The organism is Streptomyces sp. NBC_00285 (assembly GCF_036174265.1).
In the GTDB taxonomy this organism is placed as follows: domain Bacteria; phylum Actinomycetota; class Actinomycetes; order Streptomycetales; family Streptomycetaceae; genus Streptomyces.
In genome coordinates this window covers 8,979,885-8,994,769 of sequence record NZ_CP108055.1, presented here as the reverse complement: position 1 = coordinate 8,994,769, position 14,885 = coordinate 8,979,885, and the positions used below count along the sequence as shown (strand labels likewise).

General features: G+C 71.9%; 14 protein-coding genes. 5 read left to right on the top strand and 9 right to left on the bottom strand.

What is annotated here, in order from left to right:
• Nucleotides 1–11: 11 nt before the first annotated feature.
• A complete protein-coding gene (gene tdh, locus OHT57_RS41215; RefSeq protein WP_328752030.1) occupies nucleotides 12–1,040 on the bottom strand; it encodes an L-threonine 3-dehydrogenase in 1,029 nt (342 codons plus the stop codon).
• A 301-nt stretch (nucleotides 1,041–1,341) separates the two neighbouring features.
• The gene (locus OHT57_RS41210; RefSeq protein WP_328752028.1) at nucleotides 1,342–2,271 is read right to left on the bottom strand and encodes a LysR family transcriptional regulator; all 930 of its coding nucleotides are present in this window, start codon (nucleotides 2,269–2,271) and stop codon (nucleotides 1,342–1,344) included.
• A gap of 118 nt (nucleotides 2,272–2,389) precedes the next feature.
• On the opposite strand from OHT57_RS41210, the gene OHT57_RS41205 reads away from it, so the two are divergent.
• Genes OHT57_RS41205 through OHT57_RS41195 form a run of 3 tightly spaced genes read left to right on the top strand, consistent with a single transcriptional unit; the run spans nucleotide 2,390 to nucleotide 4,519 of the window.
• A complete protein-coding gene (locus OHT57_RS41205) occupies nucleotides 2,390–2,677 on the top strand; it encodes a muconolactone Delta-isomerase family protein (RefSeq protein ID WP_328752026.1) in 288 nt (95 codons plus the stop codon).
• Complete coding sequence (locus OHT57_RS41200; protein ID WP_328752025.1) at nucleotides 2,674–3,897, top strand: YbfB/YjiJ family MFS transporter; 1,224 nt, start codon at nucleotides 2,674–2,676, stop codon at nucleotides 3,895–3,897. Before OHT57_RS41205 ends, OHT57_RS41200 begins: the two co-directional genes overlap by 4 nt.
• A 13-nt stretch (nucleotides 3,898–3,910) precedes the next feature.
• A complete protein-coding gene (locus tag OHT57_RS41195; protein WP_328752024.1) occupies nucleotides 3,911–4,519 on the top strand; it encodes a GOLPH3/VPS74 family protein in 609 nt (202 codons plus the stop codon).
• Nucleotides 4,520–4,783: 264 nt separating this feature from the next.
• Here OHT57_RS41195 and OHT57_RS41190 read toward each other — a convergent pair whose 3' ends face one another.
• The 6 genes from OHT57_RS41190 to OHT57_RS41165 form a co-directional block, all read right to left on the bottom strand.
• A complete protein-coding gene (locus OHT57_RS41190) occupies nucleotides 4,784–5,359 on the bottom strand; it encodes a GAF domain-containing protein (RefSeq protein WP_328752022.1) in 576 nt (191 codons plus the stop codon).
• Nucleotides 5,360–5,420: 61 nt separating this feature from the next.
• Nucleotides 5,421–6,020, bottom strand: coding sequence for a GTP-binding protein (locus OHT57_RS41185; protein ID WP_328752020.1), 600 nt, complete (start codon nucleotides 6,018–6,020; stop codon nucleotides 5,421–5,423).
• The gene (locus OHT57_RS41180; protein WP_328753474.1) at nucleotides 5,998–6,369 is read right to left on the bottom strand and encodes a DUF742 domain-containing protein; all 372 of its coding nucleotides are present in this window, start codon (nucleotides 6,367–6,369) and stop codon (nucleotides 5,998–6,000) included. Before OHT57_RS41180 ends, OHT57_RS41185 begins: the two co-directional genes overlap by 23 nt.
• Before the next feature lie 2 nt (nucleotides 6,370–6,371).
• Nucleotides 6,372–6,806: a roadblock/LC7 domain-containing protein gene (locus OHT57_RS41175; RefSeq protein ID WP_328642166.1), complete on the bottom strand. Its 435-nt coding sequence runs from the start codon at nucleotides 6,804–6,806 to the stop codon at nucleotides 6,372–6,374.
• Between the two features lie 68 nt (nucleotides 6,807–6,874).
• Nucleotides 6,875–9,535, bottom strand: a complete 2,661-nt coding sequence (locus OHT57_RS41170; protein ID WP_328752016.1) for an ATP-binding protein — start codon at nucleotides 9,533–9,535, stop codon at nucleotides 6,875–6,877.
• Between the two features lie 1,260 nt (nucleotides 9,536–10,795).
• Entirely contained in the window at nucleotides 10,796–11,974 is a 1,179-nt protein-coding gene (locus OHT57_RS41165; RefSeq protein ID WP_328752014.1) for an MBL fold metallo-hydrolase, read from the bottom strand.
• A gap of 187 nt (nucleotides 11,975–12,161) precedes the next feature.
• On the opposite strand from OHT57_RS41165, the gene OHT57_RS41160 reads away from it, so the two are divergent.
• Both OHT57_RS41160 and OHT57_RS41155 read left to right on the top strand, forming a co-directional pair.
• Entirely contained in the window at nucleotides 12,162–13,340 is a 1,179-nt protein-coding gene (locus OHT57_RS41160; protein WP_328752012.1) for a glutamate dehydrogenase, read from the top strand.
• A 52-nt stretch (nucleotides 13,341–13,392) separates the two neighbouring features.
• Entirely contained in the window at nucleotides 13,393–14,001 is a 609-nt protein-coding gene (locus OHT57_RS41155) for a TetR/AcrR family transcriptional regulator (RefSeq protein WP_328752010.1), read from the top strand.
• A gap of 29 nt (nucleotides 14,002–14,030) precedes the next feature.
• Here OHT57_RS41155 and OHT57_RS41150 read toward each other — a convergent pair whose 3' ends face one another.
• Nucleotides 14,031–14,816, bottom strand: coding sequence for an SGNH/GDSL hydrolase family protein (locus OHT57_RS41150; RefSeq protein WP_328752008.1), 786 nt, complete (start codon nucleotides 14,814–14,816; stop codon nucleotides 14,031–14,033).
• Nucleotides 14,817–14,885: the final 69 nt, after the last annotated feature.

The window sequence follows — 14,885 nt, the reverse complement described above, 5'->3', positions numbered from 1 at the left end:
CCAGAGGAGATTCAGCGGGTCCAGTCGAGAATGACCTTGCCGCCGCGGCCACTGGCGGCATCCGCGAACGCCGCCTCGAAGTCGCGGTGGTCATAGCGTCCCGTGATCACGGGGGCGAGGTCGAGGCCGCCCTCCAGGAGGACCGACATGGCGTACCAGGTCTCGAACATCTCCCGGCCGTAGATGCCCTTGACGGTGATCATCGAGGTGACGATCCGGGCCCAGTCGACCGGGAACTCCTCGGCCGGCAGACCGAGCATCGCGATCCGGCCGCCGTGTGTCATGTTGGCGATCATGTCGCGCAGGGCCTCGGGCCGCCCGGACATCTCCAGGCCGATGTCGAAGCCCTCACGCAACGCCAACTGCCGCTGCCCGTCCGCGATCTGACTGTCCGACACGTTCAGCGCGAGACTCACACCGACCTTGCGGGCCAGCTCCAGGCGCTCCTCGCTGACATCGGTGATCACGACGTTGCGAGCACCCGCGTGCCGTGCGACGGCCGCCGCCATCAGGCCGATCGGCCCCGCGCCGGTGATCAGCACGTCCTCCCCGACCAGCGGGAAGGACAGCGCGGTGTGCACGGCGTTGCCGAACGGGTCGAAGATCGCGGCCACGTCGAGCTCCACGGGAACCCGGTGCACCCACACATTGACGGCGGGCAGGGCGACGTACTCCGCGAAGGCCCCGTCCCGGCCGACGCCCAGCCCGACCGTGGCCCGGCACAGGTGCCGTCGCCCAGCGAGACAGTTGCGGCACTTTCCGCAGACGAGATGCCCCTCGCCGCTCACCCGGTCGCCGATCCCGATCTCCGTGACATCGCGCCCGGTCTCGACGACCTCGCCGACGAACTCGTGTCCGAGGACGAGCGGGGCGCTGATCGTCCGCCGCGCCCAGCCGTCCCACGACCGGATGTGCAGATCGGTGCCGCAGATGCCGGTGCGCAGCACCCTGATCAGCACGTCACCGGGCCCGACGGACGGCTCCGGCACGTCCGTGAGCCACAGCCCGGGCTCCGCCTTCTCCTTGACCAGCGCCTTCACGCGACGGCTCCTGTGGGTGCGATCCCGCGCCCCGGGCATGCCTGAAGCAGCCCGCGGCCGGGTGAGGGGTGGAATCGCTCAGCAATCTGCCCTACGAAACCGTCCGGGTCCATCGAGGATTTCTTAAGCGCCGCCACAGCTTGGCTTCACACGGGCCGGGCGGCGAGGTGTCGGTACGTCCCGAGCGGGATGCGGTGAGGTGAGGTGGAAGTCGGCGAGGCACACTGTCCTCATCCGGGGGCACCGAGGCGCAGACCGGTCCTGGTGAACCTCTCTGCGGGCGACGCGCGGCCGGGCGGCGTCAGGCCGACCGGGCGTGCGGGTCGTCCTCGGGCAGCCAGGCGTCCGGGGCGTGGATCCCCAGGTCGCCCACCCCCTCGCGGAGGGCGTCGACGACCGCGAGCACACCGGCGCGGTCCTCGCTCTCACGGCGGACCAGGGACCAGGTCCAGTAGATCCTCGGCGCGACGACCTCGCGGCGGACCAGGTCAGGAGGGAGCGAAGCGGTCTGTCCTTTGGGGCAGTTGAGAACCGGCCGGCGGCTGCGGCGGACGTGGTCGAAGAAGGCGGGCCCGGTGACACCACCGTCGGAGATCGGCACGGCGCGGGATCCGGTGGCCCGCGCCGATTCCTCGGCGTACTCGTTCCAGGACGCCCAGGCGGTGACGTCGTCGTCGATCAGGACGTCGGTGTCGCGGGCCAGAACGTCACCGGTGTCGACGCCCTTGGCGACGGCGAAGAGCCGGTCCGCGCCGATGAGTTCGGCCCGCAGACCGAGCCGCTTCAGGTCCCCGGTCCGCACCCAGCACACGGCCAGGTCGAGACTCCCGTCGGCGACCCGGGCAGCCTGGGTGTGCGAGGGCGCGACCCAGGCGTCGACATGCACCTGCGCCACCGCCTCCGTTCGCGACGTCAGGTTCGGCGGCAGCCAGTTGACGTATCCGACGCGTACCGCCTGCGACCCCGACAGCCGGCCCGCCCGCAGTCGCAGGTCGTCGGCGCGCTCCAACAGGGCCCGGGTGTGCGGGAGCAGGGCGGCGCCGGCCGAGGTGAGGGAGACCGAACGCCGGTCCCGGTCGAACAGCCGCACACCCAGGTCGCGTTCGAGCGCCTTGATCTGCTGGGAGAGCGAGGGGCCCGCGATGAGCAGCCGCTCGGCGGCCCGGCCGAAGTTCAGCTCCTCGGCGACCGCGACGAAGTACCGCAACTGGCGCAGCTCCACGCCCGCCATGCTACGCGGGCTGCGAGCCTGCGCCTCTCAGCAGCGAGGCAACCGGTCGTGGCATCGGTGCTGGTGACGGGTCCAGGATGAGGGCATCAGCGGATGCGCTGTCCGAGTGGAGGACATCATGCGGGAGTTCCTGGTCGAGATCACCACCACCGTCCCCGAGGGCACCGGACAGGACGAGGTCGACCGCCGACGTGCCGCCGAATCCGTCCGGGCCGCGGAGCTGGCCGCCGAGGGGCACCTGGCCCGTCTGTGGCGTCCGGTCGGCGAGCTGCGCAGCATCGGCCTGTGGCGGGCCACGGACGAGGAGGAACTTCACGAGAAGGTGCTCGGCACCCTGCCACTGCGTCCCTGGATGACCCTCACGGTCACCCCGCTGGAGTCGCACCCCAACGATCCCGCCCGATGAGCATTGCCTCGCCGTGGGTCCACGTGGCCCGGACCGCCGCCGCGCTGGCCGCCGGCATGGGCGTCGGCCGCTTCGTCTACACCCCGATCCTGCCCCTGATGCAGACCCGCGCCGGGCTGTCCGCCGCGGCCGGGGCGGATCTGGCCACCGCCAACTACGCCGGCTACCTTCTCGGAGCGCTCGCGGGCATCCTCGTCCCGGCCCTGGTCCGCTCGCGCGCCGTGCTGCGCGGCTCGCTGATCGTGCTCACCGCGACCCTCGCGGCGATGCCCCTCACCCACAGCACGACGGTGTGGGCGGTTCTGCGGCTGGTGGCCGGCGTGGCCAGCGCCCTGGTCTTCGTCGTGGCGGCCGGCTCGCTCCTGCAGCATCTGCGAGCCCACCCGCCGCATCTGTCCGGTTGGGCCTTCGGCGGCGTGGGGGCCGGGATCGCGCTGTCCGGTCTGCTGGTCCTCGCTCCGGGCACGGCGTCCGACTGGCGAGCCGCGTGGTGGGCGTCGGCCGCACTGGCCGCGGTGCTCACAGCCGGCGCGTGGACGCTACGGCCCCAGGAGTCGGCCTCCGGTCCAGCCGCTGGGACCGGCCGGCGTACGCACCGCTGGTTCTGGACACTGCTGGTCGCCTACACCCTGGAGGGCGCCGGATACATCGTCGCCGGGACCTTCCTGGTGGCCGCGATCGGGCAGAACTCCCCCGGCCGGGTCGGCAGCGCCGCGTGGGTGCTCGTGGGCCTGGCCGCCGTACCGTCGACGGCGTTGTGGGCCCGTCTGGCGCGCCGCTGGTCACGTCCCGGTCTGCTGTCGGCCGCCCTGCTGGTCCAGGCGGTGGGCATCGCTCTGCCCGCCCTGGTCGGCGGCGTGGCGGCCGCACTGGTCTCCGCGGTGCTGTTCGGCGCCACCTTCCTCGGGATCTGCACCCTCGCCCTCGCCACCGGCACCCAGCTGGGCTTCCCGCGCTCCGTCGCGCTGCTGACCGCCGGGTACTCCGTCGGACAGATCCTCGGCCCGCCGGCCGTGGCCCCGCTGCTCCACGACGGCTACCGCGCGGCGCTGTTCCTGGCCACCCTCGTGGTGCTCGCCTCGGCCGCGGCCACCGTCGTCCTCCGGATCGGATTCCCCCGTCCCATGGTCGCGGCGGGCGGATCCCGGAGAGAATCGACCAAGGACGCCCGGCCCACGCACCTCGGTCCCGACGCCCTCGCCCCGCACTCGGCCGACTGACGTGGAGCCGCTCATGACCACCGCACGGGACCTCGCGATCGTCGCTCTGGACATGCCGCCCGAACGCTCCGTGGAACAGGGCGACCTGTCTCTCGCGCTCGCGGGGGCCGAGGTCATCGACCTCGTCGAGGCCGAGGCACTCGCCCTGGACGGCGACCGCATCGTGCCGGGCTCGAAGACGGCGACGGGAGACCGGCTCCTGGACGACGCCGCCGCCTCGCTGGTCCGGCGGGAGCCCTACGAGACGGTCGAGGACTGGCTGTGGCGCCGGGGCCGCGAGCTCTCCGCCGCCTACGTCGACGACCTGGAGAAGATCGGACTGGTCACCCGCGAGCGCGGCCGCCGGTTCCCGCTCAGGACGGGACGGACGGTACCGGTCGACTCACCCGCCCGCAGCGGCGCCGCGGAACGCCGGACTTCGGGCGAGCCCGTCCTCGCCGCCCTGGCCGCGGCCGCCGGCGTCGACGACAAGGGGCCGGAGTTCGGCGAAGGCCTCATCGGCGAGGCGATCACGACCGTCCTGGCCGCCGTCGGAGACGCGGTGATGGAACTGGAGGCGGTGCGCCAACGGCGGGCGATCGAGAGCGCCGCGTTCGACAACATCTGGCGGGGAGGCGTGTGACGGTCGGGTAGGCCGGGTGCGGCCTGCGACGCGCGAACACGGGCGCGGGACGGGTCGCACGGCCCCGGGTGTGGTGGGCGGCGCGGGTACGCAGACGTGGCGGGCGGCACGGGTCCCGGCCTCGCCGGCGGCACACCGACTCGGGCGTAGCCGAGGGCACTTGGGCGCAGGTGTGGTCGGCGGCACGCGGACGGAGGCGCGGCAGGCGGCGCATCGACGCGGGTGGGCCGTAGGGCGTGGCGGGCCGTAGGACGTACGGGACGCTCACAGCGGGAGCCCGTCGGCCTCCCCCCGCTCCAGTCGTGCCACGAGTTCCGCCGCCGACGACTTGATGGTCTCCAGACCGGGCCTCCCCCAGGTCCGCGGCTCCACGTCCGCCACGCACACCGTGCCGAGGACCATCCCGGTGGAGTCGATGAGCGGTGCGCCCAGATAGGAACGGATCCCGAACTCGTCGACGACCGGGTTGCCCGCGAACCGCGGGTAATCACGGACGTCCTCCAGAGCCAGCGCCTTGCGGCGAACGACCACATGGGGGCAGAACCCATGGTCGCGCTCCATATAGCGGCCCACTTCCGGCTTGGGCTTTTCGCTGTCCGCCGGGGGCCTCGCCGCGGGGACCCGCAGACCGGCGAAGAACTGGCGTTTCTCACCGATGAAGTTGACCATCGCGTACGGCGCGCTCGCGTGTTCGGCGAGCCGCTCGGCGAAGGCGTCGAGCGCGGGCTCCGGATGCTCCCCCAGGCCCAGCAGGCGGAGCCGTCGCGCCCGGTCCGGGGCCTCCTTGTCCTCCGGGGTGAGCAGCAGACGACCGGCCGGGCGCGGTGGGTCATAGCTCATGGGCGGATTCCGTCGTTGTGGGCGTCGGTCATATGCGGCTCCGTGGCGGTGTGTGCGGCGGTCACATGTGGGCGCCATGGCTCGGCGCGGGCGCCGGGCTGTGCGCGATGAGATGTCGTACGAGGGTGAGCAGGGTCTGCACGCCGGAACTCGAGATCCGGGCGTCACAGCGCACGACGGGGATCTCCGGCGACAGGTCGATCGCGGCGCGAACCTCCTCCGGGTCGTAGCGGTACCCCCCGTCGAACTCGTTGATCGCGACGATGAACCCGAGGCCGCGTTGCTCGAAGAAGTCCACCGCCGCGAAACAGTCCTCCAGTCTGCGGGTGTCGGCGAGGATGACCGCGCCGAGTGCGCCCTCGGAGAGCTCGTCCCACATGAACCAGAACCGCTCCTGTCCGGGCGTGCCGAACAGGTACAGGACGTGTTCCGGGTCGAGGGTGATGCGCCCGAAGTCCATGGCCACCGTCGTCTCGACCTTGTTCTCGATACCGTCGAGGCTGTCGGTCGCGGCGCTGACCGTGGTGAGCAGTTCCTCCGTGCTGAGGGGGGCGATCTCACTGACCGCTCCCACGAAGGTCGTCTTGCCGACTCCGAACCCGCCCGCCACAAGGATCTTGAGTGCGGTGGGGAACGGGTCAGAGTTGTCGTCGTAGTCCATCGAGCACTGCCTCCAGAAGAGCCCGGTCAGTCGGGTTGTGGGTGAACTCGGGGGGCTTGGTGGTCAGCGCCCCGCAATCCACCAGGTCGGACAGCAGCACCTTGGTGACCACCGCCGGCAGCTTCAGATGGGCGGCGAGCTCGGCGACCGATACGGGCGCGCGACACATGTCGAGTGCCTGCGCGTGCTCGGGGCCGAGGTAGCCGAGGGGGGTGGCACCGGTGGCCATCACGTGCGACAGCAGGTCGAGCGCGATGGTGGGCCGGGTGCGGCCGTTGCTGACCGTGAAGGGCCGCACCAGTCGCCCTGCCGCATCGTCGAGCCAGGGCCCGTCGCCGGCCGCCGCCACGCTCAAGGCCTCATCGCCGGGGATTCGACGGCGTGCTGCCGGGGCGCGGTCACCAGGTAGGGGCGGACGCTCTTGACGAGCATCGCCATCTCGTAGCCGAGCACTGCCGCGTCGGCCTCACGGCCGGCGAGCACGGCAAGGCAGGTGCCGGACCCCGCGGTGGTCACGAACAGCAGCGTCGAGTCGAGTTCGACGACGACCTGGCGTACGTCTCCGCCGTCGCCGAAGCGGACGCCCGCGCTGCGGCCGAGGGAGTAGAGGCCGGCGGCCAGGGCCGCCATGTGGTCGGCGCTGTCCGCATCGAGGCCGTGGACCGACTTCACGAGCCCGTCGCAGGACAGGAGGACCGCGCTGCTGGTGTGCGGGACGCGCTGCACGAGACCGCTCATCAGCCAGTCGAGATCGGATACATGGCCGGTCGGCGCTTCGCTCGCCATGGTGGATCGACTCCTTGAGGTACGAAGGTCTGCGGGAGCGCTGGGGGGTGGGGTGTACGCGGGGGTGGTCATCCGGCGGGTGCGCTCCCGTCGTGCCGGGGGGTGGTGTGGTCGAGATCGAGACCGTGCGCCTCGGATATGCGGGACCGCTCCATGGGGGTCGCTTCTATGGCGCCGGACTCGGTCGTGGGGGCGGACTCCGTGTGGCCCGCGTCGAGGTCGAAGTCGAAGGAGGCGGAGGGTTTCGGCGCCGGGGCGGGGCGGGACTCCAAGGGCCCGAATGACAGGGAGCCTGTGTCCGTACGGCCAGTGTCTGTATGACCGACATCCCCGCGGCCGGTGTGCGTACTGCCTGTACCCGCGGTCGCTCCTGTGGTGCCGCTGCCCATGAAGGCCGTATCCGTGTGCGTCGGACCGGGGGTCGCGGGGTCTGGGTGGGTGGACCCCATGTGCGCGGAGTCCGGGCGGGTCGGGTCCATGCGCGTTGGGTCCGTGTGGATGGGGTCCATGTGTCCGGACGCCATATGGGCCGAGCCCAGAGACGGGGAGTCCGAGGCCATGTACCCGGACGCCATGGGTGACGGGCCCGTGTGGTCGGCGTCTGTAAGGGGCGGCACCCTCCGTGGCGGCACCATGGGCATGGCCGGTTCGCCGGAGGTCGGGTCCAGGTGTTGCTGTGTCTCGGCGAGGCTGATGCCGCGTTGGAAGGCCGCCATCAACCCCGGGTCGTGGTCGGCCAGGTACTCGGTTTCCTGCCGGGGCGCAGGCCCCCCACGCAGCTGGGGCGCGATGTGCTCCTGGGCGCGGCGCCGGGGCAGTTGGGGCTTGCCCATGGTGCCGCGCACGGTCCCGGTGCGCGGGGTGGGCGGCGTGGTCCCGTGCTCCGTGACCAGCTGCCGGTCGTCGGGCCTGATCCCGGGCATGGCCTCGGCAGGATTGGGCCGCTCCGCACGGGCCCCGCGTACGGGCAGCGGCAAGGGACGTCCGGGACGCGCGCCACTGTCGTTCGGCGCGCCCCCGCCACCACTCGCCGCCCCCGAACCACCGTTCATGAAGGGCCCGCTGCCGCTCTGCAGAGGATCACTGCCGTCAGCCTCCCGCCCACCGCCATGCGACGCAGCCGACCCACCGTCCAGCTGGGCCCCGGTGCCGTTCGCCGACACACCGATGCCATCAGGCCCACGCCCGCCCTCGACCGGGGCACGACCACTCCCGTTCCGTGGGGGCGCGGTGCCGTTGGACACCGTCCCCAGCCCGTTCGCCGGGGTCCGGGCGCCCTGCGGCAGCGCTCCGGCGCCCTTCGCCGTCGGCGCCGCGCTGCCGTTGAGGGTCGATCCGGCGCCCCGGGACTCGCGCCGGTTCAGGTCCGCCCCGGGACGCGGCTCCGCGGGTGCCCCCCGGTGCCGTGCCGCATGGCCGGCTCCTGATGGCCCTGGTAGAACCGGACGGGTGGCGGGTACGGCCGCCCCCGCCACCCCGTGCGTCCCGGCAGCGTCCGGCAGTTGCGCCCCGACCGCCCCCGGTGCCGTTCCCAGCAACGCCTGCGGCACGACGAGCACCGCCTGTACCCCGCCGTAGATGTTGGTCTGGAGCCGGACATGGATGCCGTGCCGCTTGGCGAGCTGGGAGACCACGAACAGTCCGATACGGCCGTCCGCGAGCAGGCTGGCGACGTTGACCTGGTCCGGGTCCGTCAGCAGCGCATTCATCCGGTGCTGTTCGCCGACGGGCATGCCGAGTCCGCGGTCCTCGACCTCGACGGCGAGCCCGGAGGTCACGAGGTTGGCGCGCAGCAGTACCTGGGTGTGCGGCGCCGAGAACACCGTGGCGTTCTCGACGAGTTCGGCCAGCAGATGAATGACGTCGGCAACGGCGTGCCCGCGCAGGGTGCCGTCGATCGGCGGCACGAGTTTGACCCGCGAGTACTGCTCTACCTCGGCGATGGCGGAGCGCAGTACCTCCGTCATCGAAACGGGGTTGCTCCACTGCCGACGTGAGACGGCTCCGCCGAGGACGGCGAGGTTCTCGGCGTGGCGGCGGATCCGGGTGGCGAGATGGTCGACGTGGAAGAGCCCCTTGAGCAGGTCGGGGTCCTCGATCTCGTTCTCCAGCTCGTCGAGGATGGAGATCTCCCGGTGCACCAGCGACTGAAGCCGCCGCGCGAGGTTGACGAAGACCTCCAGCTTCTGTTCACTGCCGGCCTGGCTGGAGAGCTGGGCGGCCTGAACGACGGCGGTCACTGCCCCGTCGTGGGCGCGGGCCAGGTCGGCGGAGAGCAGGTCGAAGTCGTCGGCGTCGTCGGGCGGACCGCTGCGTGGGCTGCGCCCCGGCGGGACCTCCCCACGGCGCAGCCCCTCGACGAGCGCCCGCAGATCCACCTCGCGGCGCGCGCTGCTGCGGCGCAGTGCGCCGACGCGGTCGCTCACCATCTTGGCGGCGCGGTCGGCGGCCACGGCGGCGATCAGGATGCCCGCGAGCGCCACCGAGACCGCTCCGGCCAGGACACCCCACAGGATGAGGCCGGGCTGTGCCCCGGTGGAGCGGACGGTGAACAGGACGGCCGCGCAGCCGCTGAGGGCGACCGCGATCGGTGGGAGCACGGCCAGGCGCAGCAGTTGGGGCCGTATGTGCGTCTCCGGCAGCGAGGTGGCGGGGCGGGCGACCGGCCGCCCGTGCCGCCCGCCCTCACGGCGGTCTGCGCGTGCGGCCGGTGCACGGAGGTGAGACATCGGTGTCCTTGTACTCGTCCGTCGGTCCTGATGGCCGGAGGGGCCCGGGCTGACCTGCCCGACCCGGCGGGCTCCGGCGTGCGCTCCCGCGGGCTGTCGGCTGCGTCCCTGCCGGGCGGGCTCCGCCGCGGCGTGGTCGTCGGTCACCGGCGCCCCCGGGTTCCCGGCCGCGGTCGGGCGGGAGAAAGCCTCATCGCGTCGACTCCCTCCTCCGGTTCGCGGCTCCGCGCCGTGGGCATGGGCGTGCGTCATTGCGGTGCCGGTCCGGAGAACCGAAATCTTCGGCCCTCTGTTGCCCGGCGGACACTCACAGTAGTCGCCAACGCATCATGTGCGGTGGGCAGTTGACAAAGTCCCTCGCGGCGCTTCCCACTCTGGTATGAGGCTTCGCACGACAGACCGACAAGTCGACAGGACAGGAACCCTCGAACGAGTGAATACCGATCAGGCCTGGTCAGAAGCAGTCATGAACAGGCGACGAGGGTCCCGGACGTCCACGCGCCACGCTCGTCGGCCGGCCACTTCCACACAGGCGGCAAGCCCTTCGACGGCCCCTCGAAGCATTGGCCCGAGCCTTCCCGATTGTCACTGAGCGTGTCGAGGTTCGTCGTCACCCAGCCACGGCACGAGCTCCCGCCCCGCCGCAGCCGGCCGAAGACCGTTGGCACGTCCGTCCACGCGCCATCGCGCAGCCGGGGAGACCACCTGACGAAGTCGCTCACCGGTGTCGGAGCTGACGTCCCGCGCCATGGACGGACCGGCAGAGCACCGTCTTCCCGTCCGAGACTGCCGCGGGAGGGCGCGCGCTCAAACCACCTGCGGCACCGACGACCCGGACCCGCACCCGCCCGCCCCGACTCACCACCCCCAGCCGACGCCGAGCGGTGACCTCCGCCACCCCTACGACCCGCACTACACACAAGCGCGCCTCGGAGCCGAAGAATTCACGCACCGCCTGCCAGGGCCGGCAGCTCAGTCGCCCCGACCGCCTCAGCGCCCCGCCCAAGCAGACCGCCGAGGCGAACCCACCCCGGCCACGGACGCGGTAGCACCTCCCGCCCGTACACAGCCACCTCCGACGGACCGTCCGCCACCGAACCCGTCACCACAGCATCCACGGCACCCACCACGCCGACCGCAGCCGCAGCCGCAGCCGCAGTCACAGCCCCGCACGGTCAGACACCCACGGGCGGGCAGGGGCGGCAAACCAGAACCCGCCCCACCCGCCCGCGCTCGCGTCCGCACCACCCGCGGAACAGATCAGTGCTCGACCCCAGCCTCCGACTCCTCCGCCACCGTCGGCAGGGCGGCCCACCCACCGGCCGGCACCTTCGCCACTCCCCGCCACCACGGATCGACCACTGGCACCGCCCCCGGCTCGAACGGCTCCCCCGGCCGAGGCGTCGCCATGGCCGCTCCGGCCTTGTGGGCCAGCAACATCGTCTGCTCCGCGGGCTCCGCCCAGGGATGCGTGGCGAGATTGAACGTCCCCCAGTGGATCGGCAACAGCACCCCCTGCGCCGCATCCCCGCCCTGAAGATCCAGATGGGCCCGGAGAGCCTCTTCAGGCGTCATGTGAATGTCCGGCCAGAGCTCGGAGTAGGCGCCGAGCTGGATCATCGTGGCGTCGAAGGGCCCGAAGGAGGCGCCGATGTCCTTGAATCCGTCGAAATACCCGGTGTCACCGCTGTGATACACCCGGTGCTCCCCGCTGGAGACGACCCAGGACGCCCACAGCGTGTGCTGGGTGTTCCGCAGGCCCCGGCCGCAGAAGTGCCGGGCCGGTGTGGCGGTGAGCGTGAGTCCGGCGACCTGGGTCGACTCGTGCCAGTCCAGCTCACGCAGCCGGTCCGCGGAGACGCCCCAGTGCTCGAGATGTGACCCCACCCCGAGGGGCACGGCGAAGACGGTGTCCGTCCCGGCCAGTTCCTTGATCGAGGGCATGTCCAGATGGTCGTAGTGATCGTGGGAGATGACGACCACGTCGACCGGCCCGAGCGCCGCGAGCGGCAGCGGCACGGGGTGCAGCCGCTTGGGTCCGGCGAAGGGCATCGGGGAGCACCGCTCACCCCACACCGGATCGAACAGCACCCGACGGCCGTCGATCTCGGCGAGCACGCTGGAGTGTCCCATCCAGGTCAGCCGGAGTCCGGTGGCGGGCGGCTTCGCGAGGTCGGCGAGCGTGGTGGCGTGCACCGGGATACGGCCTTCGGGAGCCCGGTGGGGCCGGGTGTCGCTGTCGAAGAAGACCTTGGCGAAATCGAGCGCCGACCCGTCGGGCCGGATCCGCGCGGAGGTTCCGCCGGGGTTCTGGAAGACACCGTTCTTGAAGTGGGGGGATCTGCGGATACGCGCCATGCGCTCACCGCTCGGGTCCGCACCGAAGGCCGCAGGCTGCAGCGCGCGGAGCCCGGAGCTCAGGGAACGGAAGCCGGTCACGGTACCTCCAGGTGGAATTGCTGAGGCATCCATTATGGTCCGCCCCTCCGACAGTGCCGGGGTCTGTCCGGTCACACGGGTTCACACGGGTAAGGACGCCGCCGGAGCGGATCACGTTGACAGGGCGCACGCCGATGCCAATACTGACCCCCCGTTCAGTAGCTGCTCGTCCACCCCCGGAGCCCGCGTGACCACCCCCTTGCTGTCGCTCACCTGGACCGACCATGTCTCCGGGCGCCGGGGCTTCCTGGTGGTCGACCGGCTGGTGCGGGGCGTCGCCAGCGGCGGTCTGCGGATGCGCCAGGGCTGCACGTTGGAGGAGGTCGCCGGGCTCGCCCGTGGCATGACCATGAAAGAGGCGCTGCACTACGACCCGCAGGCCCGGTACGTCCCGCTGGGCGGCGCCAAGGGCGGCATCGACTGCGACCCCCGGGACCCTGAGGCGTACGGCGTCCTCGTGCGCTACCTGCGCGCCGTGCGGCCGTACATCGAGACCTTCTGGACGACGGGCGAGGACCTCGGTCTCAGCCAGGACCTGGTGGACCGCGCGGCCACGGAGGCCGGACTCGTCTCCTCGATCCAGGCGGTCTACCCGCTGCTCGACGACGAGGCCGCGGCCCGGCAGCGGCTCGCGGACGCCTTCGCCGTCGAGGTGGACGGCATCGGGCTGGACGAGCTGGCGGGCGGCTGTGGGGTGGCCGAGTCGCTGCTCGCGGCCCTGGACCGGGCCGGAGTGCCGTACGCGGGCACACGTGTGGCCGTGCAGGGCCTCGGCACCATGGGCGGGGCCACGGCGCGCTTCCTCACGCGCGCGGGGCTGACCGTGGTGGCTGTCGCCGACATCAAGGGCACGGTCTTCAACCCCTCGGGTCTCGACGTCGAGACGCTGCTCGCCGCCAGGGACGCCTACGGCACCGTGGACCGCGCCGCCCTGCGTGCCGCCGACCGCGAACTGCCCGGCGACGCCTGGCTGTCACTGGACGTGGAGGTACTGGTCCCCGCGGCGGTCTCGTACGCGATCGACTCCGCCAACCAGGCGCGGATCCGGGCGCGCTGGATCGTCGAGGCGGCCAACATGCCGGTCCTGCCCGCCGCGGAGACACTGCTGGCCGCGCGCGGGATCACCGTACTGCCGGACGTCGTCGTCAACTCCGCGACGAACGCCTGGTGGTGGTGGACCCTGTTCGGCGACATCGGCGCCGACGCGGACGAGGCGTTCGCGCATGTACGGCGTTCCATGCGTGCCCTGGTCGAGCAGTTGCTGGCCCGCGCGGAGGCGGACGGCACCTCGCCACGCGCCGCCGCCCATGCGCTGGTCGCGGACCGGTTGCCGGTGATCGCGGAACGGTTCGGCCGGTACCGCTGACCTCGTCCGCCGCCGAGCGGTAACACCCGCGGTGACGGAATAGGGTGGTCTCGTGGCAAGAGTGCGGTTGACGGTGGCCGAGCGGCGCGAGGAGCTGCTGCGGGCCGCCATGGAGCAGATCGAGGCGCGGGGCGTGGCGGCCGTCAGGATCGCCGACGTGGCCTCGGCGCTCGGCGTGAGCAGCGCCCTGGTGCTGTACCACTTCTCGACCAAGGAGAAGCTGGTCGCCGCCGCGTTCACCTACGCCGCCGAGGAGGACCTGGCCCACCTCCGGAAGCTTCTGAGCCGCCGCACCAGCGCCCTGCGAAGGCTGAGGGCGGCCGTACGGTGGTACGCCCCGACCGGCCAGGCCAAGGGCTGGCGCCTGTGGATCGAGGGCTGGGCGGTGGCCCTGCGCGAACCGGCGCTCCAGGAGGTCACCCGCAACCTCGACAGGCGCTGGAAAGCGGCGCTCGCAGAGGTGATCGCCGAGGGCGTCGCCGAGGGCGAGTTCCACTGCCCCGACCCGGAGGCCACGGCCCTGCGCCTCACCGCTCTTCTGGACGGGCTGGCGGTCCAACTGACGTCCTACGCGGGCGCGGTGCCCCGCAGCCGGGCCCAGAAGTGGGTGGACGAGGCACTGGCCCGGGAACTGTGCCTGGAGGCGGCGCCGACGCCGTAGCCGCGCCCGGCCGCAGTCCCCGCGTGCCTTCAGGCCACCGAAGCGATCCGCGTCTTGATGTCGTCCGGCGACAGCACACCCTTGGCCGTCACATGGTCCCCGGAGGACTCCCCCCGAAGCCTGCGTCCGATCCACGGCACCAGGTAGTCACGCGCCCAGTGCACATCGTCACGCCGGACATCCAGCGGTCCCCGCGGCGGCAACGGCGGCCACGCCTGATCCGGGTCCGCGGGCACCTCGACCCCCAGCACCTGCCCTGCGCGAAGCGCCACACGCGTGTGGCCCTCCGGAGAGAGATGCAGCCGGTCGCCGTCCCAGGCGCGTCGGTCCTGGACGGTCTTCAGGGACCACAGGTCGAGGACCGGGCAGCCGTAGCGATCGGCGACGGCCCGCACATGCCCGTTGTACGTGGCGATCTTGCCGCGCAGATGCTTGAGCACGGGCACATTACGGGTGTCGAAGCCGGTCGTCACCATGACGGTGCCGCACACCTCGGTGAGCCGGGCGATGGCCCGCTCGAAGCGCTCGGCGACCTCGTCGGGGTCGGTACCGGGCCGGATGATGTCGTTGCCGCCCGCACAGAACGACACCAGGTCGGGTGCCAGTTCCACGGCCTGCGGAAGCTGGTCCTCGACGATCTGGTCGAGCAGCTTCCCGCGCACGGCGAGATTGCTGTACCTGAAGTCGCCCTCGGGCCGCCGGTCCGCGAGAAGTACCGCGAACCGGTCGGCCCAGCCGACGAACGCCCCGTCGGGGCCGGGATCGCCGACGCCCTCGGTGAAGCTGTCCCCCACCGCCACGTACGACCCGATCACTGATCTTCTGTCATTCTTCGAATCGTCTGCCACAGCAGTTCATGATTCACCTTCGAATGTGACTTACGC